The sequence below is a fragment of the Shinella granuli genome (assembly GCF_004341885.1).
Taxonomy (GTDB): domain Bacteria; phylum Pseudomonadota; class Alphaproteobacteria; order Rhizobiales; family Rhizobiaceae; genus Shinella; species Shinella granuli.
In genome coordinates this window covers 156,045-180,773 of sequence record NZ_SLVX01000004.1, presented here as the reverse complement: position 1 = coordinate 180,773, position 24,729 = coordinate 156,045, and the positions used below count along the sequence as shown (strand labels likewise).

At 66.2% G+C, this 24,729-nt stretch carries 24 protein-coding genes; 12 read left to right on the top strand and 12 right to left on the bottom strand.

Going from position 1 to position 24,729, the window contains the following annotated elements; translation table 11 throughout:
• Nucleotides 1–42 precede the first annotated feature (42 nt).
• Complete coding sequence (gene mutS, locus EV665_RS09210) at nt 43–2,781, bottom strand: DNA mismatch repair protein MutS (protein WP_245507673.1); 2,739 nt, start codon at nt 2,779–2,781, stop codon at nt 43–45.
• 114 nt (nt 2,782–2,895) lie between these two features.
• Here mutS and EV665_RS09205 point away from each other — a divergent pair, with 114 nt between their 5' ends.
• On the top strand, nt 2,896–5,181 hold the full coding sequence (locus EV665_RS09205) for an NADP-dependent malic enzyme (protein WP_064328630.1): 2,286 nt from the start codon (nt 2,896–2,898) through the stop codon (nt 5,179–5,181).
• 96 nt (nt 5,182–5,277) lie between these two features.
• Here EV665_RS09205 and olsB read toward each other — a convergent pair whose 3' ends face one another.
• From olsB to EV665_RS09180, 5 genes are all read right to left on the bottom strand, one after another.
• Entirely contained in the window at nt 5,278–6,117 is an 840-nt protein-coding gene (gene olsB / locus EV665_RS09200) for a l-ornithine N(alpha)-acyltransferase (RefSeq protein ID WP_245337426.1), read from the bottom strand.
• Between the two features lie 145 nt (nt 6,118–6,262).
• The gene (locus EV665_RS09195; RefSeq protein ID WP_133033881.1) at nt 6,263–8,554 is read right to left on the bottom strand and encodes a hybrid sensor histidine kinase/response regulator; all 2,292 of its coding nucleotides are present in this window, start codon (nt 8,552–8,554) and stop codon (nt 6,263–6,265) included.
• 56 nt (nt 8,555–8,610) lie between these two features.
• Entirely contained in the window at nt 8,611–9,102 is a 492-nt protein-coding gene (gene lspA / locus EV665_RS09190; protein ID WP_064328628.1) for a signal peptidase II, read from the bottom strand.
• The gene (locus EV665_RS09185) at nt 9,099–9,953 is read right to left on the bottom strand and encodes a TrmH family RNA methyltransferase (protein WP_133033880.1); all 855 of its coding nucleotides are present in this window, start codon (nt 9,951–9,953) and stop codon (nt 9,099–9,101) included. Before EV665_RS09185 ends, lspA begins: the two co-directional genes overlap by 4 nt.
• Nucleotides 9,950–11,017, bottom strand: coding sequence for a class I SAM-dependent methyltransferase (locus EV665_RS09180; RefSeq protein WP_342636208.1), 1,068 nt, complete (start codon nt 11,015–11,017; stop codon nt 9,950–9,952). Before EV665_RS09180 ends, EV665_RS09185 begins: the two co-directional genes overlap by 4 nt.
• 132 nt (nt 11,018–11,149) lie before the next feature.
• Between EV665_RS09180 and EV665_RS09175 the strand changes: the two genes are divergently transcribed.
• On the top strand, nt 11,150–11,599 hold the full coding sequence (locus EV665_RS09175) for an SRPBCC family protein (RefSeq protein WP_133033879.1): 450 nt from the start codon (nt 11,150–11,152) through the stop codon (nt 11,597–11,599).
• A 12-nt stretch (nt 11,600–11,611) separates the two neighbouring features.
• On the opposite strand, the gene EV665_RS09170 is transcribed toward EV665_RS09175, so the two are convergent.
• The 3 genes from EV665_RS09170 to sppA are packed head-to-tail and all read right to left on the bottom strand — an operon-like array spanning nt 11,612 to nt 13,278.
• The gene (locus EV665_RS09170; RefSeq protein ID WP_133033878.1) at nt 11,612–11,956 is read right to left on the bottom strand and encodes a LapA family protein; all 345 of its coding nucleotides are present in this window, start codon (nt 11,954–11,956) and stop codon (nt 11,612–11,614) included.
• 44 nt (nt 11,957–12,000) lie between these two features.
• The gene (locus EV665_RS09165; RefSeq protein WP_160858077.1) at nt 12,001–12,318 is read right to left on the bottom strand and encodes an integration host factor subunit beta; all 318 of its coding nucleotides are present in this window, start codon (nt 12,316–12,318) and stop codon (nt 12,001–12,003) included.
• Between the two features lie 9 nt (nt 12,319–12,327).
• Nucleotides 12,328–13,278, bottom strand: a complete 951-nt coding sequence (sppA, locus tag EV665_RS09160) for a signal peptide peptidase SppA (RefSeq protein WP_133033877.1) — start codon at nt 13,276–13,278, stop codon at nt 12,328–12,330.
• 212 nt (nt 13,279–13,490) lie between these two features.
• On the opposite strand from sppA, the gene lptC reads away from it, so the two are divergent.
• From lptC to ptsN, 6 genes are all read left to right on the top strand, one after another.
• Complete coding sequence (gene lptC, locus EV665_RS09155; RefSeq protein ID WP_064328623.1) at nt 13,491–14,159, top strand: LPS export ABC transporter periplasmic protein LptC; 669 nt, start codon at nt 13,491–13,493, stop codon at nt 14,157–14,159.
• Between the two features lie 7 nt (nt 14,160–14,166).
• On the top strand, nt 14,167–14,730 hold the full coding sequence (locus EV665_RS09150; protein ID WP_064328622.1) for an LptA/OstA family protein: 564 nt from the start codon (nt 14,167–14,169) through the stop codon (nt 14,728–14,730).
• A gap of 27 nt (nt 14,731–14,757) precedes the next feature.
• Nucleotides 14,758–15,555, top strand: a complete 798-nt coding sequence (gene lptB, locus EV665_RS09145) for an LPS export ABC transporter ATP-binding protein (protein WP_371328612.1) — start codon at nt 14,758–14,760, stop codon at nt 15,553–15,555.
• A gap of 151 nt (nt 15,556–15,706) precedes the next feature.
• A complete protein-coding gene (gene rpoN, locus EV665_RS09140) occupies nt 15,707–17,272 on the top strand; it encodes an RNA polymerase factor sigma-54 (protein WP_133033876.1) in 1,566 nt (521 codons plus the stop codon).
• A gap of 250 nt (nt 17,273–17,522) precedes the next feature.
• The gene (gene hpf, locus EV665_RS09135; protein ID WP_064328620.1) at nt 17,523–18,098 is read left to right on the top strand and encodes a ribosome hibernation-promoting factor, HPF/YfiA family; all 576 of its coding nucleotides are present in this window, start codon (nt 17,523–17,525) and stop codon (nt 18,096–18,098) included.
• 72 nt (nt 18,099–18,170) lie between these two features.
• Nucleotides 18,171–18,635 (top strand): PTS IIA-like nitrogen regulatory protein PtsN, encoded by a 465-nt coding sequence (ptsN, locus tag EV665_RS09130; RefSeq protein ID WP_064328619.1) that lies wholly within the window; start codon nt 18,171–18,173, stop codon nt 18,633–18,635.
• A 72-nt stretch (nt 18,636–18,707) separates the two neighbouring features.
• Here ptsN and grpE read toward each other — a convergent pair whose 3' ends face one another.
• Nucleotides 18,708–19,331 (bottom strand): nucleotide exchange factor GrpE, encoded by a 624-nt coding sequence (gene grpE, locus EV665_RS09125; protein ID WP_064328618.1) that lies wholly within the window; start codon nt 19,329–19,331, stop codon nt 18,708–18,710.
• A gap of 91 nt (nt 19,332–19,422) precedes the next feature.
• Complete coding sequence (hrcA, locus tag EV665_RS09120; RefSeq protein ID WP_245507671.1) at nt 19,423–20,499, bottom strand: heat-inducible transcriptional repressor HrcA; 1,077 nt, start codon at nt 20,497–20,499, stop codon at nt 19,423–19,425.
• Nucleotides 20,500–20,693: 194 nt separating this feature from the next.
• Between hrcA and rph the strand changes: the two genes are divergently transcribed.
• The 4 genes from rph to hemW are packed head-to-tail and all read left to right on the top strand — an operon-like array spanning nt 20,694 to nt 23,693.
• Complete coding sequence (rph, locus tag EV665_RS09115) at nt 20,694–21,410, top strand: ribonuclease PH (protein ID WP_064328616.1); 717 nt, start codon at nt 20,694–20,696, stop codon at nt 21,408–21,410.
• A gap of 13 nt (nt 21,411–21,423) precedes the next feature.
• Complete coding sequence (locus EV665_RS09110) at nt 21,424–21,840, top strand: VOC family protein (RefSeq protein WP_064328615.1); 417 nt, start codon at nt 21,424–21,426, stop codon at nt 21,838–21,840.
• 8 nt (nt 21,841–21,848) lie between these two features.
• Nucleotides 21,849–22,493 carry an RdgB/HAM1 family non-canonical purine NTP pyrophosphatase gene (rdgB, locus tag EV665_RS09105; protein WP_133033874.1) on the top strand — a complete coding sequence of 215 codons (645 nt, stop codon included), beginning with the start codon at nt 21,849–21,851 and terminating at the stop codon, nt 22,491–22,493.
• A 6-nt stretch (nt 22,494–22,499) separates the two neighbouring features.
• Complete coding sequence (gene hemW / locus EV665_RS09100; RefSeq protein ID WP_245507670.1) at nt 22,500–23,693, top strand: radical SAM family heme chaperone HemW; 1,194 nt, start codon at nt 22,500–22,502, stop codon at nt 23,691–23,693.
• Here the strand turns inward: hemW and EV665_RS09095 are convergent, their stop codons facing one another.
• On the bottom strand, nt 23,694–24,635 hold the full coding sequence (locus EV665_RS09095; protein WP_133033873.1) for a DMT family transporter: 942 nt from the start codon (nt 24,633–24,635) through the stop codon (nt 23,694–23,696). It lies immediately after the preceding gene.
• Nucleotides 24,636–24,729 lie beyond the last annotated feature (94 nt).

The window sequence follows — 24,729 nt, the reverse complement described above, 5'->3', positions numbered from 1 at the left end:
CCTATAGACCCTTTCCGCAGGCGAGGACAATGATCCCAGGCGCTAGCGATTGCCAAGTTCTTTCTTCAGCGCATAGAGGGCATCGAGCGCCTCGCGCGGCGTCATGTCGTCCGGGTTGAGCGCCTTCACCAGCGCCTCCACCTTCGACGGGGCGGATCCGCGCTGGATCTCCTCGCGGCGCACCGCCACCTGGAACAGCGGCAGATCATCGATGAGCTGGCTTGCCGGGTTCTTGCGGTCCGCATCCTCCAGCTTCGCCAGCACATCCTTGGCGCGCGAGACGACCGACGGCGGCAGGCCGGCAAGGCGCGCCACCTGGATGCCGTAGGAACGGTCCGCCGCGCCCGGGCCGACCTCGTGCAGGAAGATCACGTCGCCGTCCCATTCCTTGACGCGCATTGTGGCGTTGGAAAGACGGTCGAGCTTTTCCGACAGCACGGTCAGCTCGTGGAAATGCGTGGCGAAGAGGCCTCGGCAGCGGTTGGCCTCGTGCAGGTGCTCGACGGCGGCCCAGGCGATCGAAAGGCCGTCGAAGGTCGCCGTGCCGCGGCCGATCTCGTCGAGGATGACGAGGGAACGGTCGGTCGCCTGGTTGAGGATCGCCGCCGTCTCGACCATTTCCACCATGAAGGTCGAGCGGCCGCGGGCAAGGTCGTCCGAGGCGCCGACGCGCGAGAAGAGCCGGTCGACCACGCCGATATGGGCGCTTTCGGCCGGCACGTAGGATCCCATCTGGGCGAGGATGGCGATGAGCGCGTTCTGGCGCAGGAAGGTCGACTTACCGCCCATGTTCGGGCCGGTGAGCAGCCAGATGGCGCCATGCCCCTTGCCGTCGGCGGGGGAAAGGTCGCAGGAATTGGCGACGAAGGCGGCGGCCTGCTGGCGGCGCAATGCCTGCTCGACGACCGGATGCCGCCCGCCGACGATGGCGAACATGGTGGAGCGGTCGACGACGGGCCGGCAATAGGCCTGCTCCTCGGCAAGCGCTGCAAGCCCGGCGGAGACATCGACGACGGCGAGTGCCCGCGCGGCCGCCTTGATGGCCTCGGCCTCCGCCACCACGGCATCGACGAGGCCGTTGAAGGCGGCAAGCTCGATGGCGAGCGCCCGGTCGGCGGCATTGGCGATCTTCGTTTCCAGCTCGGAAAGCACCGTCGTGGTGAAGCGCATGGCGCCGGCCATGGTCTGGCGGTGGATGAAGCGCGCCTTCGCCTCGTCGCCTTCCGTCAGCGCAGAGGCGTTGCCGGCGGAAACTTCGATGAAGTAGCCGAGCACGTTGTTGTGCTTGATCTTCAGCGACTTGACGCCCGTTTCCTCGGCATATTGCAGCTGGAGCCCGGCAATGACGCGGCGCGACTGGTCGCGCAGCGCCCGCATCTCGTCGAGTTCGCCATCCGCGCCCTCGCGGATGAAGCCGCCGTCGCGCTTCAAGAGCGGCAGCTCGTCGGCGAGCATGACGGCAAGGCGATGCGAAAGGTCGAGCGGCAGTGCGCCGATGGCGCGCGCGGCCTCGGCAAGCTCGCCCTGCAGCCCCTCGGCGGCCATCAGCCGGGCGACGTCGCCGGAAATCGAAAGGCCCTGCAGGATCGCGCCGAGATCACGCGGCCCGCCCCGGCCGAGCGCGATGCGCGACAGGGCGCGCGGCATGTCGGGCAGCCGCTTCAGCACCGCGCGCAGGTCCTCGCAGAAGGACGGCCGGTCGCCGAGGGCGGCGATCGAATCGAGCCGCGCATTGATCGTGTCCGGATCGGTCAGCGGCGACATCAGCCGCTCGGCGAGCAGCCGCGCCCCGCCGCTCGTCGCCGTGCGGTCGATCGCCTTCAGGAGCGTGCCGGAGCGCTCGCCGGACAGCGTGCGCACCAGTTCGAGATTGGCGCGCGTTGCCGGATCGATGAAGAGCGTGGAGGCGGAGCTTTCCCGCTCCGGCCGTCCGAGCGGCGGGCGCTCGGCGATCTGCGTCTTTTCCACATAGGCGACGGCCGCCGAGGCGGCGGCAAGCTCGGCACGGGAGAAGGTGCCGAAGCCATCCAGCGTCGAGACGCCGAAATAGCGGGCGATGCGGCCTTCCGCCGTCGCGCTGTCGAAGAGCACGGCCGGCTGCGGGACGGCCACGCGGCCGAGCACGTCGAGCACCGGGCGGAACTCCGGATCGTGGAACACCGTGTCCGGCACGATCAGTTCGCGCGGCTCGATGCGCAGGATATCGGCGAGAAGCTGGCCCTGGCTGGTTTCCGACAGGCGGAAGATGCCGGTCGAGATGTCGATCCAGGCGAGCGCCATCGATGGTTCCGCCCCGCCGCGGATGCGCGCGACGGCCATCAGGTAGTTGGCGTCGGAGGGCGAGAGCAGCTTCTCCTCGGTCAGCGTGCCCGGCGTGACGAGGCGCACGACATCGCGCCGCACGACGGATTTCGACCCACGCTTCTTCGCCTCCGCCGGATCCTCGACCTGCTCGCAGACCGCGACGCGGAAGCCGAGCGCGATCAGCCTCTGCAGATAATCGTCGGCGGCATGGACCGGCACGCCACACATGGGGATGTCGAGCCCCATATGCTGGCCGCGCTTCGTCAGCGTGATGCCGAGCGCGCGGGCCGCGTCCACGGCATCCTGGAAGAACAGCTCGTAGAAATCGCCCATGCGGTAGAACAGCATGCTGTCCGGATTGGCCGCCTTGATCTCGATATACTGCTCCATCATCGGCGTTGCCGATGCGCGGCTTTCGTCACTGGCAAGGTCTGCCGTCGACAGGATATCGTTCGGACGCACGATCTGATCGTTCACGGAGAGTCAGTTCTTCCTAAAAAAGAGGTGTCACCCTAGCCACGGGGCGCTATAGAAAACAACACCTGCGAGGAGTTATGGGCCTATCGCCCACAGGAGTGTGAAGGGGGAAGCATGCCGGGAACCGACAAATCCGATCGCCAGAGGGCAACCGTCACCGACACGGAAGCACTGGATTTCCACGCGTCCGGACGCCCCGGAAAGCTGGAGATCACGCCGACCAAGCCGATGGCGACGCAGCGCGACCTTTCGCTCGCCTATTCGCCGGGCGTCGCGGTGCCGGTGAAGGCCATTGCCGCGGATCCGGCCACGGCCTATGACTACACGACGCGCGGCAACATGGTCGCCGTCATCTCGAACGGCACGGCCATCCTCGGCCTCGGCAATCTCGGCGCGCTCGCCTCCAAGCCCGTGATGGAAGGCAAGTCGGTGCTCTTCAAGCGCTTTGCCGACGTCGATTCGATCGACCTCGAGGTCGACACCGAAAATGTCGACGAATTCATCAATTGCGTGCGCTACCTCGGTCCCTCCTTCGGCGGCATCAACCTGGAAGACATCAAGGCGCCCGACTGCTTCATCATCGAGCAGCGCCTGCGCGAGCTGATGGACATCCCGGTCTTCCACGACGACCAGCACGGCACCGCCATCATCGCCGCCGCCGGCCTCATCAATGCGCTGGCGCTGACCGGCCGCGACTTCAAGACGACCAAGCTCGTCTGCAACGGCGCGGGCGCCGCCGCCATCGCCTGCATCGAGCTCATCAAGTCGATGGGCTTTGCGCCGGAAAACGTCATCCTCTGCGACACCAAGGGCGTCATCTACCAGGGCCGCGAAGACGGCATGAACCAGTGGAAATCCGCCCATGCGGTGAAGACCGACCGTCGCACGCTCGCCGAGGCCATGGACGGCGCCGACGTCGTCTTCGGCCTTTCGGCCAAGGGCGCGCTTTCGGAGGAGATGATCCGCTCCATGGCGCCGCGGCCGATCATCTTCGCCATGGCCAATCCCGACCCGGAAATCACGCCGGAAGAGGTCGCCCGCATCCGGGACGACGCGATCGTGGCCACCGGCCGCTCGGACTATCCGAACCAGGTCAACAACGTTCTCGGCTTCCCCTACATCTTCCGCGGCGCGCTCGACGTGCGCGCCTCCACCATCAACGATGCGATGAAGATCGCGGCGGCCGAGGCGCTCGCCCATCTTGCCAAGGAGGACGTGCCGGATGACGTCGCCGCCGCCTACCAGGGCGTGCGCCCGCGCTTCGGCGCGCAGTACATCATCCCCGTGCCCTTCGACCCGCGCCTCATCTCGGCCATCCCCGTCGCCGTCGCCAAGGCCGCGATGGAGACCGGCGTCGCGCGCAAGAACATTCCCGACCTCGACGCCTATGCCCGTGATCTCAGGGCAAGGCGCGACCCGATCGCCTCGACGCTCCAGCAGATCTATGCCCGCGTGCGGCGCCAGCCGAAGCGCGTCGTCTTCGCCGAGGGCGAGGAAGAGCAGATGATGCGCGCCGCCGTGTCCTATGCCAACCAGCAGCTCGGCACCGCCATCCTGCTCGGCCGCGAGGAGCATATCCGCGAGACGGCAGAGCGCGCCGGCATCGACCTCGACCGGCCCGGCATCGAGCTGGTCAATGCCCGCATCTCCAAGCGCAACAACGTCTATATCGACTATCTCTATGCCCGCCTGCAGCGCAAGGGCTTCCTCTACCGCGACGCCCAGCGCCTGATCCACAACGACCGCAACCATTTCGCCGCCTGCATGGTGGCGCTCGGCGATGCGGACGGCATGGTGACGGGCCTCACCCGCAACTATTCCACCGCGCTGGAAGACGTGCGCCGCTGCATCGACGCCAAGCCCGGCCACCGGGTCATCGGCGCCTCGCTGGCGCTCTGCCGCGGCCGGGCCGTGCTCGTCGCCGACACCGCCGTGCACGACATGCCCTCCTCGGAGGAACTGGCCGACATCGCGGAGGAAGCGGCCGGCCTCGCCCGCCGCCTCGGCTACGAGCCGCGCGTCGCCATGCTCGCCTACTCCACCTTCGGCCATCCCTCGGGCGAGCGTTCGGAGCGGGTGCGCGAAGCCGTGAAGATCCTCGACCGCCGCCGCGTCGATTTCGAATATGACGGCGAGATGGCGGCCGACGTGGCGCTCAACCCGCGCATCATGGAGCAATATCCGTTCTGCCGCCTCTCGGCCCCCGGCAACGTGCTCGTCATGCCGGCGTTCCATTCGGCGTCGATCTCGACGAAGATGCTGCAGGAGCTCGGCGGCTCGACGGTGATCGGCCCGCTGCTCGTCGGCCTCGACAAGTCGGTGCAGATCGTCTCGATGGGCGCGAAGGACAGCGACATCGTCAACATGGCGACGCTGGCCGCCTACAATTCGGGTGTTTAGGCAGTAGGCAGTAGGCAGTAGGCAGTAGAAAATAGCGACGGGCGGCAGGGCTTCAATCCCTACTGCCTATCGCCTACTGGCTACTGCCTCTTCGCATCAACTGGCGAAACGCCCGGCATCCGCACCGTAATAGTTGAGATAGCGGCCGGAGATCTTGCCGATCGGCAGCACGATCAGGACATCCGTCGTGTTGAAGCCGTGATCGACGACGGCGCCGTTGCCGACCGTCGCACCGAGGCGCAGATAGCCCTTGATGAGCGGCGGCAGGGCCGAAAGCGCCTTGCGCGTGTCGATGCCTTCGGAGGGCATCAGGTCCATGGTGCGGAAGAGTTCCGGCCGGGCCGAAACGTTCCACTCGTCCTTCGCCAGCACGTTGTGGTGCAGGAAGGAGAGCGCCAGCGCATGCTCCTCCGGCACGATGCCGTGGAAGGAGGCGCAGCCGAACATCACGTCGATGCCGTGCTTGAGCGAATAGGCCCAGTTGCCCTGCCAGAGCAGTTCCACCGTGCGCTTGGTGCGATAGGCCGGCAGGACGCAGGAGCGGCCGAGCTCCATGAAGCGCTTTTCCGGATGACGCGCGATCAGCGCGTCCACGTCGAATTCCGACTGGGAATAGAAGCCGCCGGAAACCGCGGCCACATCCTGGCGCAGCAGGCGATAGGTGCCGACGATCTGCTCTTCCGCATCGCCCTCGATCGAGGTGTCGAGCACGAGGAGATGGTCGCAGACCATGTCCCAGGCATCGATATCGCGCTTGCGGCGAACGGCGTCGGGCGAAAGCTTTGCCTGCATCTCCTCGGCAAAGACGCGGTAGCGCACGGCCTGGGCCGCGTCGATCTCCGTCACCGAACGGGCGATACGCGTTTCGAGATTGCCGATGCGGCCGAGCACGTCCGTCCCCGAACGGCCCGCGGCCGGGGCCGTCTTCTGGAGCATCTCCGCCGGTGCGATGGTCTGGGCGAGGTCGAGCGTCATGGCAGCGTATCCGTCAAACGAAACTTCGCGGTTTTAACCACGATTCTGCAACAGGATAATGACGCAAGGCCGGCTTGGATAGCGAAAAGCCACCGGCCGGAGAAGATCAGGCCGGCGCGCGCCGGGCAAGGCGGGCGATTTCCGCAATCAGTTGAACGGGATCGGCGGGCTTGGCCAGCACGGCGTCGGCGCCGGTCGCCAGAAGCGCCTCGCGCAGCCCCGCGCGGCTGTCCGCCGTCAGCACGACGACCGGCAGGCGGGCATTGCCATAGTCGCGCCGCACGATGCAGGCGATCATCTCCATGCCCTCGCCGCCCGGCATGCCGAGATCGGTGAGGATGAGATCGGCGGCGAAGGGGCCGGCATCCGTCGCGCCCGCAAGTGCGGAGACGAGCGCCGGATAGTCGGGCACATGGCGCACCGTGTGGCCGGCCCGCTCCAGCACGGAACGCACCAGCATGGCATTGACCGGGTCGTCTTCAGCCAGGAGGATGCGCGCGCCCGTTGCGGCCGTCTCCGCCGGCTCGGCGGCGGCGGGCGGCAGGTCCTTCAGGATCGGGCGGTTGTCGTTGATCGCGTCGCGCACCTCGATGCCCTTCATGCGGCCGCGCAGCACCTCGACCAGCGAGCGCTCGCGCAGCGGCCGGATGAGCCAGGAATCGTAGCCCTCGCCATTGCCGATCGCACGGCCGCTGCGCTCTTCCGGATTGACGAGATAGATGCGGCGCGCGCGGCTGTCGCGGAATACGGCGAGATCGGCCAGCTCCCGGCGGAAGACGCCGGCGAGGCGATTGTCGACGATGATGTCGGTCAGGTCCGCCCTCCTGCCGGCAAGGCCCTGGGCAAGGTCGAGCGCCTCGTCGAGCCCGGTCGCGAGGTGGCAGGTGCCGCCGAGCGCATCGATGGTGCGCACCAGCGCTTTCGAGGCCGGCCCGGCCGGCGCCAGCAGGAAGACGAGGCTGCCCTTCAGGACACCCTTGCGCGTGCCGGAGCCCGCCGCCCGATGCGGGCGATCCACCGGCATGCGGATGGTGAAGGTGCTGCCCTTGCCGGGCGTGCTTTCCAGCGTCAGCGCACCGCCGGCCTCGCTGAGGATGCGGGCGGAGATGGCAAGGCCGAGGCCGGTGCCGCCGCTGCGCTGCGCGGCGCTTCCCGTCTGCTCGAACTCCTGGAAGATGCGGGCCTGCTCCTCGGCATTCATGCCGGGGCCGGTGTCGGTGACGCGGATGACGACGGCGCCGCGATCGAGCGTGGTTTCCAGAAGGACCCCGCCCGTGTGGGTGAACTTCACCGCATTGCCGACCACGTTGTAGAGCACCTGGCGCAGGCGCGGCGCATCGTAGAGGAGAAGGCCCGGCACGTCGGGCGAGACGAAGGAGCCGATCTCGATGCCCTTTTCATGGGCGCGGTGCGAGAGCATTTCCACGACGCTTTCCAGCATCGGGCGCACCGGCTCCTCCGAGGGGCGGAGCTGGAAGCGGCCGGCCTCGATGGTGGAGAAATCCAGGAGGTCGTCGACGAGCTGGACGAGCGCATGGCCGGACTGGCGCATGCCGGCAAGGTAGTTCTTCTGTTCGGCGGTCAGCCGTGTCTGGCCGATGAGATGCGACATGCCGAGAATGCCCGAGAGCGGCGTGCGGATCTCGTGGCTGACGGTGGCGAGCAGGCGGGATTTCGCCGCGCTCGCCTCCTCGGCGCGCTGGCGGGCGCGCTCGCGCTCGCCCTCGGCGCGGCGCTCCTCGGTGACGTCGCGGGCGATGGAATGCACGACGAGATCGCCGGAGGCGGGATCGCGCACGGTGACGTCGTGCCAGGAATAGATGCGCTTGCCCGCCGGGCCCTCGACATCGACGTCGTAGCGGTGGGCGATGGCCTGCGAGCGGAAGGTGAGGCCGAGCGCCTCGCAGGTTCGGCCGACGACGTCGGTTGCGCCCGTCAGGTCGGTGAGAACGGCATTGGCGCTGAGGATGCGGCCGTCGAGCGCGCGCATGACGACGATGTCGCCGAGCACGTCATGGATGGCGGAGAGGATTTCCGAGGTCTCGCTGCGCTCCCAGGAGCGGTCGTGCACCGCCTCGACGCCAGCGGCCGGACGGCGCGTGCGCAGGAGGAAGATCGCGCCGGCCATGCCCGCAAGGCCGAGCGCGGCGGCGGCGATGTAGAACCCGGCGGCAAAACCCGTTGCCAGCACGAGCGCGCCGAACAGCAGGCCGGTGCCGGCGATTACGCTGCGGACCGTCGCATGGCCTTCCGGTTCGGGCACGGGCGCGGCCGCCTCCACCTCGACGGCCTGCGGATCGGCCGCCGCCTCTTCCTGCGCGCGGGTGCGGGCGGCGCGGCGCTGCGCTTCGGCAAATTCGGCCTTGAGCCGGTCTTGTAGCTTGACGGGTTCGCTCATGACCGTCCGCATAGCACGCGGACCGTTCAAATCGGCTTCAGCAAGTCGTTCGAATTTTAACGATTGCGCCGGCGCAGCAGGAGGAGTTCATCGAGGATGACCAGTCCGGCGCCGATGGTGATGAACGTGTCGGCGAGGTTGAACACCGCGAAGGACCAGGTTTCCGTGTAGAAGAGCACGTAGTCGATGACGTAGCCCAGGATGACCTTGTCGATGATGTTGCCGAAGGCGCCGGCGATGATGAAGGCATAACCGGCATGGGCGAAACCGCGCGCCTTCGGCGTCTGGCGCCAGAGCCACGCGACGAAGCCGACGACGAAGAGCCGCAGCGTGATGATGAACCAGCTCTCCATGCCCGAGAGCATGGAGAAGGCGACGCCGTAATTGTAGGTGCGGTAGAGCGCCAGCATCGGCATCACATGCACCGCCTCCTGGAAGGGAAGCCACATCTCGACGGCGAATTTTATCGCCTGGTCGACGGCGAGCGCCAGGAGGATGACGACGATGACGGGCACCGGCCGGGACATCAGCGGAATGCGCTCGCTCATGCGCGGGCTTCCAGCGTCAGAAGATGGCGACGGGCCTCGAAAAGCATGACGCCGGTGGCGATGGCGAGGTTGAGCGAATCGGCGCGGCCGGCCTGGGGGATGCGGGCGAGCGCATCCGCCGCCCGGGCAAGCTCGTCCGGCAGGCCGGACTGCTCGTTGCCCATCAGCAGCACGACGGGCTTCTTCCTGTAGTCGATGGTGCGGTAGTCGACGGCGCCGGCAAGATGGGTCGCGACGACCTCGACGCCCGCCGTCTTCTTCCAGGCGAGGAAATCGGCGACGTTCGTCTTGACCAGCGGCATGGCGAAGACCGAGCCCATGGTGGCGCGCACGGTTTCCATCGAGAAGGGATCGGTCGCCTCGCCGACGAGGATGACGCCGCTTGCGCCCGCCGCATCCGCCGTGCGGATGATCGTGCCGAGATTGCCGGGATCGCGCACGCGGTCGAGCGCGACATAGGTCTCGCCGGTCTTCGGCTTCAGGTCCCGGAGGGGCGTCCAGCGCTGGGTGAAGATGCCGACGACCATCTGCGGATTGTCGCGCCGCGTGATCGAGGACAGCACCTTCTCGCTGACCTCCAGCACCAGCCCGCCGCGCGCCACCGTCTTCGTCGCGCATTGCACGACCTGGGGCTTCTCCTTGACGTTCTTGGCATAGACCAGCGTCCGGATCTCGAAGCCGAGTTCCAGCGCGTCGATGACCAGCTTCAGGCCTTCCGCCATGAAGCTCTTCGTCTCGTCTCGGTGCTTCTTGTCGGCGAGCGCCTTGATGTCCTTGACGATCGGGTTGGAAAGGCTCGTCACCTCCTTCACCTGACCGACGCGGCGCGTTGCGGAATGTTCGTGGCTCATGCGCTGATCCATCGGCTGAAGAGGGAGGTGGAGAGCGCGCGGCCGGCATCCCTGCCCTCCGGCCCGCTCTCGCGGATGACGAGCTCGCCCGATTCCACCGTGCCGCCGGCACCGCGCATGGTCTCGCGCATCAGCTCGTGGATGGAATAGAAGCTCGCGCGGATCGAATAGGCCGTCAGCACGAGGCCGATCGCCTTGGGCGACAGGATCTCGCGGCAGACATCCAGCATCAGCGGCAGATGGTCGAAGAGGTGCCAGACCTCGCCGTTCGGGCCGCGGCCGAATTTCGGCGGGTCCGTCAGGATGATGTCGTATTTGCTGCCGCGGCGCTCCTCGCGCTGGATGAACTTCATCGCATCCTCGCAGATCCAGCGGATCGGCAGCTTTTCCATGCGGCCGAGCGCCTGGTTCTCGCGCGCCCAGCCGATCGCCTTCTTGGAGGCATCGACATGGGTGACCTCCGCGCCGGCGCTGGCCGCGACCAGCGAGGCGACGCCGGTATAGCCGAAGAGGTTCAGCACCTTGACGGGCCGGCCTGCCGTCTCGACCTTCTCCTTCATCCAGCGCCAGTGGGCGAGCTGCTCCGGGAAGACGCCGACATGGCGGAAGGCGGTGAAGCGGCCGTGGAAATCGACGCCGAGCAGCTGCATCGGCCAGGTCTCGCCGAGCGCAGCCCTGGGGAATTTCCAGCGCCCCATGCCGTCCTCGTCCGTGTCGCCGGTGAAGAGCGCATCGGCCTTGTCCCAGATGCCGGGAAGGCTGCGCTGCCAGAGCGCCTGCGCTTCCGGCCGCACGATGCGGTAGGGGCCGTATTGTTCGAGCTTCTCGCCGGCGCCGCTGTCGATCAGGCGGTACTGGTCGGAGCCCGCGGTTTCGAGGATGACCGGCACACGCTCGGCCGGTTTCTCGCCCGTACGGCGAGTCAGGGGTCGCGCCGGCGCCTCGGGCGCCGGGCGCGGCTCCTTCTTCGGCGGGGCGGGGGCCTTTGCTGCCGGGGTCCTCTCGGCGCGCGCCTTGACGGGCGCGGCGGGGCCGCTCTTCGGCCGGCGGTGTCTGTCCTTCACGATCGATCGTCCGTCGTCGGTTGAAACTTGCCGGCAGCGCCGGAAAACAAGCGGTCCCCATACCATCCCTCCCCCACTTGGCAAAGCGCTTTCCGATTGCGATAGTTTTGGTCCGATAAGGGAGGATCGATCATGGACATGTCCGGCGAAGAACGCATTGCCGCGCCGCGCGAGGCCGTCTGGGCGGCGCTCAACGATCCGGACGTGCTGAAGGCCTGCATCCCGGGCTGTCAGTCGCTCACCATGAAATCGCCGAACGAGCTGGAAGCGACGGTGAAGATCAAGATCGGCCCCGTCTCGGCGAATTTCAGCGGCGAGGTGACGCTGTCGAATCTCAACCCGCCCGAGAGCTACACGATCTCCGGCGAGGGCAAGGGCGGCATCGCCGGCTTTGCCAAGGGCGGCGCGGACGTGCGGCTCACCGAGGATGGCGACGGCACGATCCTTTCCTACGACGTCAAGGCGCAGATCGGCGGCAAGCTTGCCCAGCTCGGCTCGCGCCTCATCGATTCGACGTCGAAGAAGCTCGCGACGCAGTTCTTCGCCGATCTTGGCGCAAAGCTGAACGGCGGCGCGGCTTAAGCGCGGCGCAGCTTATTTCCCGGCCGCCGGCAGCACGGCCTGCGAGGCGATGGCTTCGGCGCGCGTCTTGTGCTTCTCCGCCTCGCTGTGCCACTTGACGGCCTCGCTCGCCTCGATGCGGGCGCGCTTGCGGTACTTGCCCTGGGTGAACCAGGTGGCGAGCGAGCCGATCACCAGGCCGAGGATCACCGCGAGGAAGAGATAGACGAAGAAGGGCGCGGTGACGGAGAGCACGCTGTCTTCCGGCCGGAACGGGTTGAGCGCCAGCGTCACCGGCTGCCGGTTCGCCACCGACAGCACGATCAGCACGATGCCGATCGGGATGAGCACGAGGATGTTGACTACTCTCTTGATCATGGCGTCGCCTTTCTGGCGCAAGGCGCCGGTCGGGCGCCCGCGCTTTAGTCGTCCTGGTCGGCCTGGCCGGGGTTCAGCCGCTCGCGCAGCTCCTTGCCGGTCTTGAAGAAGGGAACCCACTTCTCCTCGACGAAGACCGCATCGCCCGTGCGCGGGTTGCGCCCCGAACGGGAGGGGCGGTTCTTGACGGAGAAGGCGCCGAAGCCGCGCAGCTCCACCCGGTTTCCGCCGGCCAGCGCATCGGTGATCTCATCGAGCACCGCGTTGACGATGTTCTCGACGTCGCGGTGGTAAAGGTGGGGATTGCGCGCGGCGACAATCTGAACCAGTTCCGACTTGATCACTGTATCCCCCTCAAAAATTCTTGTTTTTCAATCGCGATCAACCTGCCAAACCGAAACCAGACCGTCAAGAAACAACTTTTCGCCCGTCAGCTTTTCGATCGTCGGTTGAAGGTCGAGCGGCAGGCCGAGGATGGAGCGAGCGAATTCGCGCAGGCTGATGCCCATGAGGGAGAAGCCTGAACGGTTCGCCGGCCGGTAGTCGACGAAGGGAAGGTCGGCCGGCACCTTGCGCTCGTCGAGATAGGCGCGGATCTCCTCCGGGCCGCCGAGCCGGTCGACGAGCCTTGCGGCGAGCGCCTGGCGGCCGGTGAAGATGCTGCCGTCGGCAAGGCGCAGCACCTCGGTGCGCGGCAGCTTGCGGCGCTCGACGACGAGATCGACGAACCAGTCGTAGCTGTCCATCACCATGGCGCGGATCATCGTCTTGGCTTCCTCGCTCGCCGGATGGAACGGCGAGGGCTCGGCCTTCAGCGGCGCGGACTTGATCTCCTCCAGCGAGACGCCGATCTTGTCCATGAGCTCCTTCATCTGCGGATACTGGAAGAGCACGCCGATGGAGCCGGTGATCGAGCTTTCGCCCGCGACGATCGTGTCGCCGGCCGTCGCGATCATGTAGCCGGCGGAGGCGGCGAGCGTGCGCACGTCCGAGACGACGGGCTTCTTTTCCGCCACCTTGCGCAGCGCCTTGAAGAGGACCTCGCCGCCATAGGTGGTGCCGCCCGGCGAGGAGATCGTCACGACCAGCGCCTTGGCCCGGTCGTTGCGGGCGATGCGGTCGAGGCGTTCCAGGAGCTCGGTATCGTCCTGGATGATGCCGCTGATGCTGACGCGCGCGATATGGTCGCGCGCGCCGCTGCCGGGCCAGCGCCAGGCGGCCGCGGCGAAGACGGCGAGAAGCGCGATGGCGATGGCGAGGATGCGCCAGAAGGTAAGCTTGCGGCGGAGCTGCCGGCGATCGGCGATGGCGGAGTGATCCATTCCCTGTCCCTAACTCTGGTGGCCACCCGGTCACGGGGTGGCTTGCCGAAGGCCCTATCGATATGGCATTCCAGACGCAAATGGCAATTCGTCGCTGAACTTTCCTGGGCAGACATTGTTTGTTGAGGAATAATCGCCATATGGGGCCCGTTATCCAAGGTGCCCCTCGTTTCGCAGCGAAGGCCATACCGGCAATCTATATAGCAGGCACAATGCTGGACACCGTGACAGAAGCACCGTCGGGTGCACAGGGCATAGGCGCTTCCGCCACGGCTTACCGCCTGGCGACGCGGCACTCTGCGCGCGTGCGCTTCCTGAAGGTCGCCCTGCCGGTCGCCGCCGTTATCATCGGCGTCATCTTCGTCATCGTCTCGATTGTGCGCACCTATGTTCCGTCCAACCTCCAGGTGGAAAGCGCCACGATCGAGGACGGCAAGATCGTCATGCGCAATCCGGCGATTTCCGGCCGCAACAAGGACGGCGTCAGCTATTCCATGAAGGCCGAGCGCGCGCTGCAGGACATGAAGCAGCCGGACGTGCTGACGCTGGAGAACATCACGGCGAAGGTGCCGGTGAACGAAAGCACGATCGCCGAAGTCGTCGCCGCCACGGGCGTCTACGACCGCGGCAAGAACCTGCTCGACATGATCGCCCCCTTCACCATCAGCCTCAATACCGGCCTGGAGGCCGCCTTCCGCTCGGCCCATCTCGATATCGACGGCGGCAACATGTCGACGCAGGAGCCGGTTTCCATCCGGTCGCGCGAAGCATCCATTGTTGCGCAGTCGCTGAGAATGACGGATAAAGGCCGGATCGTCGTCTTTGAGGGCAAGGTCGTCGTCGATGTCGACCCCGCCGCCATCCGCAACCGAGAAAAGTAAGAGCGCCATGTTCGCCACTCTCTCCGCCCCGCTCCGGGCCGCCAGCATTTCCGTTCTTGCCGCAAGCCTCGCGCTGATCGCGGTTCCCGCGGGCGCCCAGCAGACGTCGAGCCGCATGAAGGGCATGCAACTGTCCAACGACCAGCCGATCCAGATCCAGAGCGACAAGCTCGAAATCCGCGACCAGGAGAACAAGGCCGAGTTCACCGGCAATGTGAAGGTCGTCCAGGGCACGACGACGCTGCAGGCGGGCAAGATGGTCGTCTACTACGCCGCCGGCGGCAGCGGCTCGGTGGCCAGCGGCGATGCGGATATCGAGAAGATCGACGTTTCGGAAAAGGTCTACCTGAAGTCCGGCACGCAGGAAGCGACGGCCGATACCGGCACGTTCAACCTCGTCAACGAGACGCTGCTGCTCAAGGGCGAGAAGGTCGTGCTGTCGGAAGGCAAGAACGTCTTCGTCGGCTGCCAGCTCACCGTGACCATGCGCACGGGCGAGGCCAAGCTCGATGCCTGCGGCGGCCGCGTCATGATCCAGCTCGACCCGAAGTCCCGCAAGACCACGAACTGATATAGCGCCCGAACCGTGTCCTCCTCTTTGCTCTCCCGCCTGACGCGCCGCCCCAGGAAGGCCGCGCCGGAGCCCCAGCGCAGCGCCGATCTTTCGCGTTACGACGGGACCCTCATTGCCCGCGGGCTGACCAAGAGCTATCGCGACCGCTGTGTCGTCAACGGCGTGTCGCTCGTCGTGCGCCGCGGCGAGGCCGTCGGCCTGCTCGGCCCGAACGGCGCGGGCAAGACGACCTGTTTCTACATGATCACCGGCCTCGTGCCTGTCGATGTGGGCTCGATCGAGATCAACGGCAACGATGTCACGACCATGCCGATGTATCGCCGCGCCCGCCTCGGCGTCGGCTACCTGCCGCAGGAAGCCTCGATCTTCCGCGGGCTGACGGTGGAGGAGAACATCCGCGCCGTGCTCGAAGTGCACGACAAGGACAAGGCGCGCCGCGAGCAGAAGCTCGACAGCCTGCTTGCCGAGTTCTCGATCTCGCATCTGCGCAAATCGCCGGCGATCGCGCTGTCGGGCGGCGAGCGGCGGCGCCTCGAGATCGCCCGGGCGCTCGCCACCGACCCGACCTTCATGCTGCTCGACGAGCCCTTTGCCGGCGTCGATCCGATCTCCGTCGCCGACATCCAGGCGCTGGTGCGCCACCTCACCTCGCGCGGCATCGGCGTGCTCATCACCGACCACAATGTGCGCGAGACGCTCGGCCTCATCGACCGGGCCTATATCATCCATGCCGGCGAAGTGCTGACCCATGGCCGGGCGAACGATATCGTCGCCAATCCGGATGTGCGCCGCCTCTATCTTGGCGATAATTTCAGCCTCTGACGCAAGGCGCCTGCCCGATCGCCGCGATTTTCACCAAGTTCGCGGCTTGCGCTTGACCAAACCCATCAAAAAAGCAATTTTTGGGCCAGTTGGATTTCGCCGCCCCGCCACGCCGGCCGGAGGCCGCTTTCCCGGGGAGTAGAGCGTCCGCATGGCACTTGCAGCCAGCCTTTTCCTGCGCCAGAACCAGTCGCTGGTGATGACACCCCAGTTGATGCAGTCCATCCAGCTCCTGCAGATGACGCATGTCGAGCTCAACCAGTTCATCGCGCAGGAAGTCGAGAAGAACCCGCTCCTGGAGATCACCACCGGCGACGAGGGCGCCCGGGAGGGCGAGCGCGGCGGCGAGGACTATGCCCTGCCGAGCGAAGATCGCGGCCAGACCGAAGGCGGCAGCGGCGAGGACGGTTTCCAGCCGGATCTCTACGACAACGCGACCAGCGGCAGCGCCGGCAGCGCGCCCGAAACGCTGGACGGCGGCCTCGACAACGTCTTTCCCGACGATGCCGGCCCGCGCGCGGCCGACGCGCCGGAACTCATCGGCCAGTGGAAATCCATGCCCGGCGGCGGCGGGGACAGCGAGGGCTACGACCTCGACGACTTCGTGGCGAGCCGCAAGACGCTGCGCGACGTGCTGAACGAGCAGATCCCCTTCCTTCTTCCCGACCCGGTCGACCGGCTGGTCGCCCAGCACCTCGTCGACCAGCTCGACGAGGCCGGCTATCTCCAGGGCAGCACGGCCGAGACGGCGCTGCGCCTCGGCAAGCCGGTCGCCGAGGTCGACCGCGTGCTCTACCGCCTGCAGGAACTCGACCCGCCCGGCGTCTTCGCCCGCTCGCTCAGCGAATGCCTCGCCATCCAGCTGAAGGCGAAGGACCGGCTCGACCCGGCCATGGCCGCGCTCGTCGACAATCTCGAACTGCTCGCCCGGCGCGATTTCGCCACGCTGAAGAAGCTCTGCGGCGTCGGCGAGGAAGACCTCATCGACATGCTGGCGGAGATCCGCAAGCTCGATCCGAAGCCCGGCACGCGCTACGAGACGAGCGCTTCGGAGGCCGTGGTGCCCGATATCGTCGTGCGCGCCGCGCCGGATGGAACCTGGCATGTCGAGCTCAATGCCGACACGCTGCCGCGCGTGCTCGTCAACCGCGACTACTACGCCTCCGTCTCCAGCCGCACGAGCCGCGACAGCGCCGATTCCGGTTTCCTCAACGAGTGCCTGCAGACGGCCAACTGGCTGACACGCAGCCTCGACCAGCGCGCCCGCACCATCATGAAGGTGGCAAGCGAGATCGTACGCCAGCAGGATGCCTTCCTGATGCACGGCGTCGACCATCTGCGCCCCTTGAACCTGAAGACGGTCGCCGAGGCGATCAAGATGCACGAATCGACGGTGAGCCGCGTCACCTCGAACAAATACATGCTGACGCCGCGCGGCCTGTTCGAACTGAAATATTTCTTCACCGTCTCGATCGGCTCGGCGGAGGGGGGCGATTCCCATTCGGCCGAGAGCGTGCGCCACCGCATCCGCACCATGATCGCCCAGGAACAGCCCGATGCCGTGCTGTCGGACGACGACATCGTCGATATCCTGCGCCAGGGCGGCGTCGATCTTGCCCGCCGTACGGTGGCAAAGTACCGCGAAGCGATGAACATCCCCTCCTCCGTGCAGCGGCGCCGGGAAAAGCGGGCGCTTGCCAAGGCCGGCGCCTCCTGAAACAAAGGCGGGATATCAGGCGTTTCCCCGTGACAGACGTTAAGAATGCGTGAACCCGGGAATTGACTTCCTTGACGGGACGGGCTAATGCGCGCCCCACTTTCGCAGGGAAGGCAGGCCGGAATTCCAGACATATCCCCGCTTTTCTGAAGCGTACGATGCAAAAAACAGCGCATGCGTGAAACGCTTGGAACGTGGGTAAGGTTGGAATAGACTGTTGCGCGCAAATCACGAAAGAGAGGAAACCTCCATGAGTGTGCGTGTATCCGGTAAACATATGGAAATCGGCGAAACTTTCCGTCAGCGCATTGAAGAGCAGGTCGGAGAGGCCGTAACCAAATATTTCGACGGAGGATATTCGAGCCAGGTTACCGTGGAAAAAGCGGGGTCGCGGTTCAGTGCCGATTGCAAGGTGCACCTCGATACCGGCATGGCCTTGCAGGCGAATGGTGAAGCGAACGATCCGCTGGCGGCCTTCCAGTCGGCCTCCGAACGGATCGAGAAGCGCCTGCGTCGCTACAAGCGCAAGCTCAAGGATCACCACAACGGCAATGGTCATGATGCCTTTGCAGAAGTGGCTTACACGGTGATGGATTCGGTCCCCGACGAAGACGACGAGCTTCCCGAGGACTACGCGCCGACCATCGTTGCGGAAAGCACGAAGAAACTGCGGACCATGTCCGTCGCCAGCGCCGTGATGGCGCTCGACATGACGGACGAACCGGTTCTTCTCTTCCGCAGCGCCGGATCGGAGCAGCTCAATATCGTCTACCGACGCAACGACGGCAATATTGGCTGGATAGACCCAGCCAATATCAAAGGCTGAGTGCGGGGAGCGTGGCGCCGGAACGGCGCCACGCCTCTTCAAACCCTTCACCCAGCGCACGAGGACAAAAGCATGGCATTGGCAGGTTTGCTGCAGCAGAGTGCGATTATTCCGGCGATGAAGGCCAATTCCAAGAAGCAGCTGCTTCAGGAACTGGCGACGAAAGCGGCAAAGATCACCGGGCTTCCGGAACGCGAGATTTTTGACGTCATCCTTCAGCGCGAGCGGCTCGGTTCGACCGGCGTGGGCAATGGCATCGCCATCCCGCACGGCAAGCTGAAGGAGCTTTCGCAGATCACCGGCCTCTTCGCGAGGCTCGAAACCCCCGTGGACTTCGAGGCGTTGGACGACCAGCCGGTCGACCTCGTCTTCCTGCTTCTGGCCCCGGAAGGTGCCGGCGCGGATCACCTCAAGGCATTGTCGCGCATCGCCCGCGTGCTGCGCGACCCCGCAATGGTCGCCAAGCTGCGCGCCTCCGACAACGAGAGCGCCATTTACGCCTGCCTCAGCGAGGAACAGGCGTCGAACGCGGCCTGACATCTACCGAATGCAAAAGAAAAACCGGCGGTTTTGCGACCGCCGGTTTTTCTTTGTCCTGTCGTGTGCCGATCAGGCCTGCGCGGTGCTCGCCTCGCCAGCAGGCGCCTTCGGGCCACCCTTGGAAACGCCGACCATGGCCGGGCGCAGCACGCGCTCGCCGATGACGTAGCCGGCCTGCACGACCTGCACGACCGTGTTGCTGGGGACATCCGGGTTCGGCACTTCGAACATGGCCTGGTGGAAATTCGGGTCGAACTTCTCGCCGATCGGGTCGAGCTTGCGCACGCCGTGGCGTTCGAGCGCTGCGAGCATGGAGCGTTCGGTCATCTCCACGCCCTCGGCCAGCGCCTTCAGGCCAGTGTCCTCTGCCGCCTGCGCTTCGGCCGGAATGGCATCCAGCGCACGGCGCAGGTTGTCCGACACGGCCAGCATGTCGCGGGCAAAGCCAGCGACGGAATAGGACTTGGCGTCCTTCACGTCGCGCTCGGTGCGCCGGCGCAGATTGTCCATCTCGGCGGCGAGACGCAGGTACCTGTCCCTGAGATCGGCATTTTCCGCCCGCAGCACGTCGACCGGATCCGGCTCTGCCGGGGCATCCGCCTCGGCAACCGCCTCCTCCGGCGCAAACGTGTCGGCGGCGATGGTGTTCTCTGCCGCTTCGTCAGGTCCGTGTTTCTTGTTCTCGTCGGTCATGACGTACTCCGAATTGCATCTTCTAAGGGTTTGGCCCGATATCGAGCTTTGATCCCGAAAAATCAAGGGCCGATGCCCGGATTGCGGGCCTTCAGCGCGAAAGCCGCGAGATGAGCTGGGCCGTATAGTCCACCATGGGCACGATCCGGGAATAGTTGAGCCGCGTCGGCCCGATGACGCCGACGGCCCCGACGATCTTGTCGTCGCTGTCGCGATAGGGCGCGACGATGAGCGAGGAGCCGGACAGCGAGAAGAGCTTGTTCTCCGAGCCGATGAAGATGCGCACGCCCGGCCCCGTCTCGGCAAGGTTCAGCAGCTCGATCAGGCTGTCCTTGCGCTCCAGGTCGTCGAAGAGCATGCGCAGGCGATCGATATCCTCGGCGCCGGCAAGGCCTTCCAAGAGGTTCGCCCGGCCGCGCACGATGAGCCGCGTCGGCTTGCCCTCGTCGAAGCCGCCGGACCAGACCGCAAGGCCCCGCTCGACGAGATCCTGCGACAGCTTGTCCAGCTCGCTGCTGATCTCCCCGCGCAGCCGTTCGAGCTGCGAGCGCGCTTCCACGAGCGTGTTGCCGGCAAGATGGGCGTTGAGGAAATTGGCGGCCTCGGTGAGCTGCGAACTCGTCACGCCCGCCGGCAGTTCGATGATGCGGTTCTCCACCTGATCGTGATCGCCGACCAGCACGACGAGCGCCTTGGTCGGCTCCAGCCGGATGAACTCGACATGTTTCAGCACGGCGTCGTTCTTCGTGGTGATGACGATGCCCGCGCCGCGCGACATGCCCGACAGCGCCTGGCTCGCCTCGTTCATCATGGTCTCGACGGCGGTATGCTTCTGGCCGTGCGGGCGCACATGGCGCTCGATCGAGGCGCGGTCCTCCGGCGAGATGTTGCCCACCTGCATGAAGGCATCGACGAAGAAGCGCAGGCCAAGCTGCGTCGGAAGGCGCCCGGCGCTGATATGCGGCGAATAGATGAGGCCGAGCTCCTCCAGATCGCTCATGACGTTGCGCACGGAGGCCGGCGAGAGCGACATGGGCAGGATGCGCGACAGGTTGCGCGAGCCGAGCGGCTCGCCGCTTTCCAGGTAGCTTTCGACGATGCGGCGGAAGATTTCGCCCGAACGCTCGTCGAGCGCCGCCTGACTGTCAGGACCCGGAGATCTCTTCAAAACCATCTTTCCGCAGCAAACCCTGTTATCCGACAGGAATATAGTGATTTCGAACGGGAGCGCAAAACGGATTTTCCCGCCGCGGTTTTCCGCCGCAACGGCGCCAAAACGCCAGCCCCGCGGCGCGGCGCCATTCCCTCGCCCGGCGAACTGGTCTAAAGCAGCTTCCCAGACAATTCAGACAGGAGTTCGCAATGCGGCCGTCCGGCAGAAAAACCGACCAGATGCGCAAGGTTTCCTTCGAGCGCAACATTTCCAAACATGCCGAAGGCTCCTGTCTCGTCAAGTTCGGCGACACGCATGTGCTCGTCACCGCCAGCCTCGAAGACAAGACCCCGCCGTGGCTGCGCAACAGCGGCAAGGGCTGGGTGACCGCCGAATACGGCATGCTGCCCCGCGCCACCGGCGACCGCATGAAGCGCGAAGCCGCCACCGGCAAGCAGGGCGGCCGCACGCAGGAGATCCAGCGCCTCATCGGCCGTTCGCTGCGCGCCGTCGTCGATCTCGAAGCGCTCGGCGAGCGCCAGATCACCGTCGACTGCGATGTCATCCAGGCCGATGGCGGCACCCGCACGGCGTCCATCACCGGCGCCTGGATCGCCCTTCACGACTGCCTGAAGTGGATGGAGGCCCGCAACATGATCAAGGTCGAGAAGGTCCTGAAGGACCATGTCGCCGCGATCTCCTGCGGCATCTTCGCCGCCCAGTCGGTCATCGACCTCGACTATCTCGAGGATTCCGCCGCCGAGACCGACGCCAACTTCGTCATGACCGGCGCGGGCGGCATCGTCGAAATCCAGGGCACTGCCGAGGGCAAGCCGTTCACGGAGGAGGAGTTCTCCGGCCTGATGGCGCTCGCCCGTGCCGGCATCACCGATCTCGTCGCCCTGCAGAAGCAGGCGATCGCCTGAGACAGGTTTCGCCATGACCGCCGCGATCGAAGGCATTCTCGAAACCGCGCTCTACGCGGACGACCTCGACGCGGCGGAAGCCTTCTATGGCGGCATCCTGGGATTGGAAAAGATCACACGGCAGGCGAACCGCCACGTCTTCTTCCGCTGCGGTCCCGGCGTTCTCCTGATCTTCAATCCGGCCGAGACCGTGCATCCGCCGCCGCCGCACGCCTTTCCCGTGCCGGTACACGGCGCGACGGGGCCGGGGCATGCCTGTTTCCGCGTGCCGGGCCCGGCGCTTGATTTCTGGGTGAAAAAGCTCGAAGAAGCCGGAATCGCCATCGAAGCGGATTTCCGCTGGCCGAACGGCGCCCGCTCCATCTATTTCCGCGACCCCGCCGGCAACAGCCTCGAATGTGCCGAACCGGGCCTCTGGAACATCGCGTAAGGACCATCATGCGCAAGCTCGACACCAAGACGATCGTCGTCGCCAGCCACAATGCCGGAAAGATCCGCGAGATCGAGGACCTGATCGGCCCCTTCGGCTTTTCCGCCAGGTCCGCCGCCGAACTGAACTTCGAGGAGCCGGACGAGACGGGCACGACCTTCGAGGAGAATGCGACGATCAAGGCGCTCGCCTCGGCGAAGGCCTCGGGCCTGCCCGCCCTTTCGGACGATTCCGGCCTCGTCATCGATGCGCTCGACGGTGCGCCGGGCGTCTACACGGCGAACTGGGCGGAAAAGGAAGACGGCACGCGCGACTTCGCCATGGCCATGGAGAAGGTGGAGACGGCGCTTGCCGAGAAGGGCGCCACCGAGGCGAAGGACCGCACGGCGCGCTTCGTCTCCGTGCTCTGCCTTGCCTGGCCGGACGGCCATACCGAACTCTTCCGCGGCGAAGTGGAAGGCCACGTCGTCTGGCCGCCGCGCGGCACGGAGGGTTTCGGCTACGATCCGGTCTTCCGGCCGAACGGCTACGAGACGACCTTCGGCGAGATGAGCGCGCAGGAAAAGCACGGCTGGAAGCCGGGCGACGCGGCCGCGCTGTCGCACCGCGCCCGTGCCTTCAAGCGCTTCGTCGAAACCTGCCTGAAGGCCTGAGGCGCGATGACGGTGGTGCCCCTCGATATCCGGCCGAGCATGGGATCGGACCTTTCCGATCCCGGCTTCGGCATCTATGTGCACTGGCCGTTCTGTGCCGCCAAATGCCCCTATTGCGACTTCAACAGCCATGTGCGCCACCAGCCGGTCGACCAGCCGCGTTTCGTGCAGGCCTTCCTGAAGGAAATGGCGACCATGCGCCGCCTCACCGGCTCGCGCAGCGTCACCAGCATCTTCATGGGCGGCGGCACGCCCTCGCTGATGGCGCCGGAAACGGTCGATGCGATCCTCAACGGCATCGCCCGCCACTGGCATGTGCCTGACGGCATCGAGATCACCATGGAGGCGAACCCCTCCAGCGTCGAGGCCGAACGCTTCCGCGGCTATCGTGCCGCCGGCGTCAACCGCGTCTCGCTCGGCGTGCAGGCGCTGAACGACCGGGACCTGAAATTCCTCGGCCGGCTGCATGACGTCGCCGATGCGCTGAAGGCGATCCGGCTGGCGCGCGACATCTTTCCGCGCATGTCCTTCGACCTCATCTATGCCCGCCCGAACCAGACGGTGGCGGAGTGGGACCGCGAATTGAAGGAAGCCGTCTCCTACGCCGTCGATCATCTCTCGCTCTACCAGCTGACCATCGAGGAGGGCACGCCCTTCTACGGTCTTCACAAGGCCGGCAAGCTGGTGGTGCCCGACGGGGAGCAATCCGCCGTGCTCTACGAGGCGACGCAGGAAATCACCGAGCGCGAAAACATGCCGGCCTACGAGGTCTCCAACCACGCCCGCCCCGGCGCGGAGAGCCGCCACAACCTCACCTATTGGCGCTACGGCGACTATGTCGGTATCGGCCCCGGCGCCCATGGCCGCCTGACGACCGGCGGCGCGAAGATCGCCACCGCCACGGAGCGGAAGCCGGAGGGCTGGCTGGAGCTTGTGGAAGCGCAGGGCCACGGCATGATCGACCAGGAGCTTCTGGAGCGCGAGGCACAGGCGGACGAATTGCTGCTGATGGGCCTGCGCCTCAAGGAGGGCGTCGATCTCGCCCGCTGGCAAATGCTGTCGGGCCGCGACCCGGATCCGGATCGCGAACAGTTCCTCATCGAGCACGGCTTCATCGAGCGGCTCGGCAATTCGCGGCTGCGCTGCACGCCGGCCGGCATGCTGATCCTCGACGCCGTCGTCGCGGACCTCGCCTGCTGATCAGCCGCCGGCATCCGAGCCGAGCGGCCGGCGCTTTTCCATCACCATGCGCAGGAGACGCCCGTCGATGGCCGCAAGGCCGACGGCGATCAGCGCCATGCCGGCAAAATGCTTCGGCGCCAGCATCTCGCCGAGAACCAGCGCGCCGAGCAGGATGGCGCTGACGGGGATGAGGAAGGTCACGAGCATCAGGTTCGTCGCGCCCGCCGTAGCGAGAATGCGGAAGAAGATGACATAGGCGAGCGCGGTGGCGAGGAAGGCGAGGCCGAACAGGGCCATCCAGGTCTCCACTGATGGCATGGCGAGCGTCCACGGCCTGTCGACGACCAGCGCGACCGGCAGCATCAGCACGGCGGAGGCCGTCACCTGCCCTGCGGCCGGCAGCAGCGGCGGCAGGCCCATGCGGTGGAAGCGGCGGCCGAAGATGCCGGCGATCGAATAGGAGACGGCACCGCCGAGCACGGCGAGCTGCGCCAGGAGGTTGGCGCCGAGATCGGTGAGGGCCGAGGGGCCGATCATCAGCGCCACGCCGAGAAAGCCGACGAGGACGCCGACGAGCCGCCCGCCCGTCATCTTCTCGTCCTTCGTCAGCAGATGGGCGGCGATGACGGCAAAGAGCGGCGTGGTGGCGTTGAGGATGGAGGCGAGGCCGCTCGCAATATGCGTCTGGCCCCAGACGATCAGCGAGAACGGGATGATGTTGTTGAGCACGCCCATGCCGAGGAAGGCGAGCCAGACTCCCCTGCTGCGCGGAACGGCATGGCCGGCAAGGCGCACGACCGTCCAGAGCGCGAGGGCGGCGAGCGCCACGCGGGCGGCGACGATGGTGAGCGTCGGCAGTTCGCGCACCAGGATGCCGTTGAAGAGGAACGAACCGCCCCAGAGGAGCGAGAGCGCGATGAGCAGGCCCCATTCGCCTGCGGTCATGCTACGGTTGGCCATGGGGATCTCCTTGCGAAATTTTCTAAACCGAACGCGGAGCCCGGATGTCAAAATCCGGTTTTCGCGTTATAATTTCGCGGATTTTCACGCCGTA

Coding starts and splice junctions, on each gene's coding strand:
- EV665_RS09205 (WP_064328630.1), top strand. CDS start 2,896: ATGCCGGGAACCGACAAATCCGATCGCCAGAGGGCAACCGTCACCGAC.
- olsB (WP_245337426.1), bottom strand. CDS start 6,117: ATGCTCCAGAAGACGGCCCCGGCCGCGGGCCGTTCGGGGACGGACGTG.
- EV665_RS09195 (WP_133033881.1), bottom strand. CDS start 8,554: ATGAGCGAACCCGTCAAGCTACAAGACCGGCTCAAGGCCGAATTTGCC.
- lspA (WP_064328628.1), bottom strand. CDS start 9,102: ATGAGCGAGCGCATTCCGCTGATGTCCCGGCCGGTGCCCGTCATCGTC.
- EV665_RS09185 (WP_133033880.1), bottom strand. CDS start 9,953: ATGAGCCACGAACATTCCGCAACGCGCCGCGTCGGTCAGGTGAAGGAG.
- EV665_RS09175 (WP_133033879.1), top strand. CDS start 11,150: ATGGACATGTCCGGCGAAGAACGCATTGCCGCGCCGCGCGAGGCCGTC.
- EV665_RS09170 (WP_133033878.1), bottom strand. CDS start 11,956: ATGATCAAGAGAGTAGTCAACATCCTCGTGCTCATCCCGATCGGCATC.
- sppA (WP_133033877.1), bottom strand. CDS start 13,278: ATGGATCACTCCGCCATCGCCGATCGCCGGCAGCTCCGCCGCAAGCTT.
- lptC (WP_064328623.1), top strand. CDS start 13,491: ATGCTGGACACCGTGACAGAAGCACCGTCGGGTGCACAGGGCATAGGC.
- EV665_RS09150 (WP_064328622.1), top strand. CDS start 14,167: ATGTTCGCCACTCTCTCCGCCCCGCTCCGGGCCGCCAGCATTTCCGTT.
- rpoN (WP_133033876.1), top strand. CDS start 15,707: ATGGCACTTGCAGCCAGCCTTTTCCTGCGCCAGAACCAGTCGCTGGTG.
- hpf (WP_064328620.1), top strand. CDS start 17,523: ATGAGTGTGCGTGTATCCGGTAAACATATGGAAATCGGCGAAACTTTC.
- ptsN (WP_064328619.1), top strand. CDS start 18,171: ATGGCATTGGCAGGTTTGCTGCAGCAGAGTGCGATTATTCCGGCGATG.
- grpE (WP_064328618.1), bottom strand. CDS start 19,331: ATGACCGACGAGAACAAGAAACACGGACCTGACGAAGCGGCAGAGAAC.
- rph (WP_064328616.1), top strand. CDS start 20,694: ATGCGGCCGTCCGGCAGAAAAACCGACCAGATGCGCAAGGTTTCCTTC.
- EV665_RS09110 (WP_064328615.1), top strand. CDS start 21,424: ATGACCGCCGCGATCGAAGGCATTCTCGAAACCGCGCTCTACGCGGAC.
- rdgB (WP_133033874.1), top strand. CDS start 21,849: ATGCGCAAGCTCGACACCAAGACGATCGTCGTCGCCAGCCACAATGCC.
- hemW (WP_245507670.1), top strand. CDS start 22,500: ATGACGGTGGTGCCCCTCGATATCCGGCCGAGCATGGGATCGGACCTT.
- EV665_RS09095 (WP_133033873.1), bottom strand. CDS start 24,635: ATGGCCAACCGTAGCATGACCGCAGGCGAATGGGGCCTGCTCATCGCG.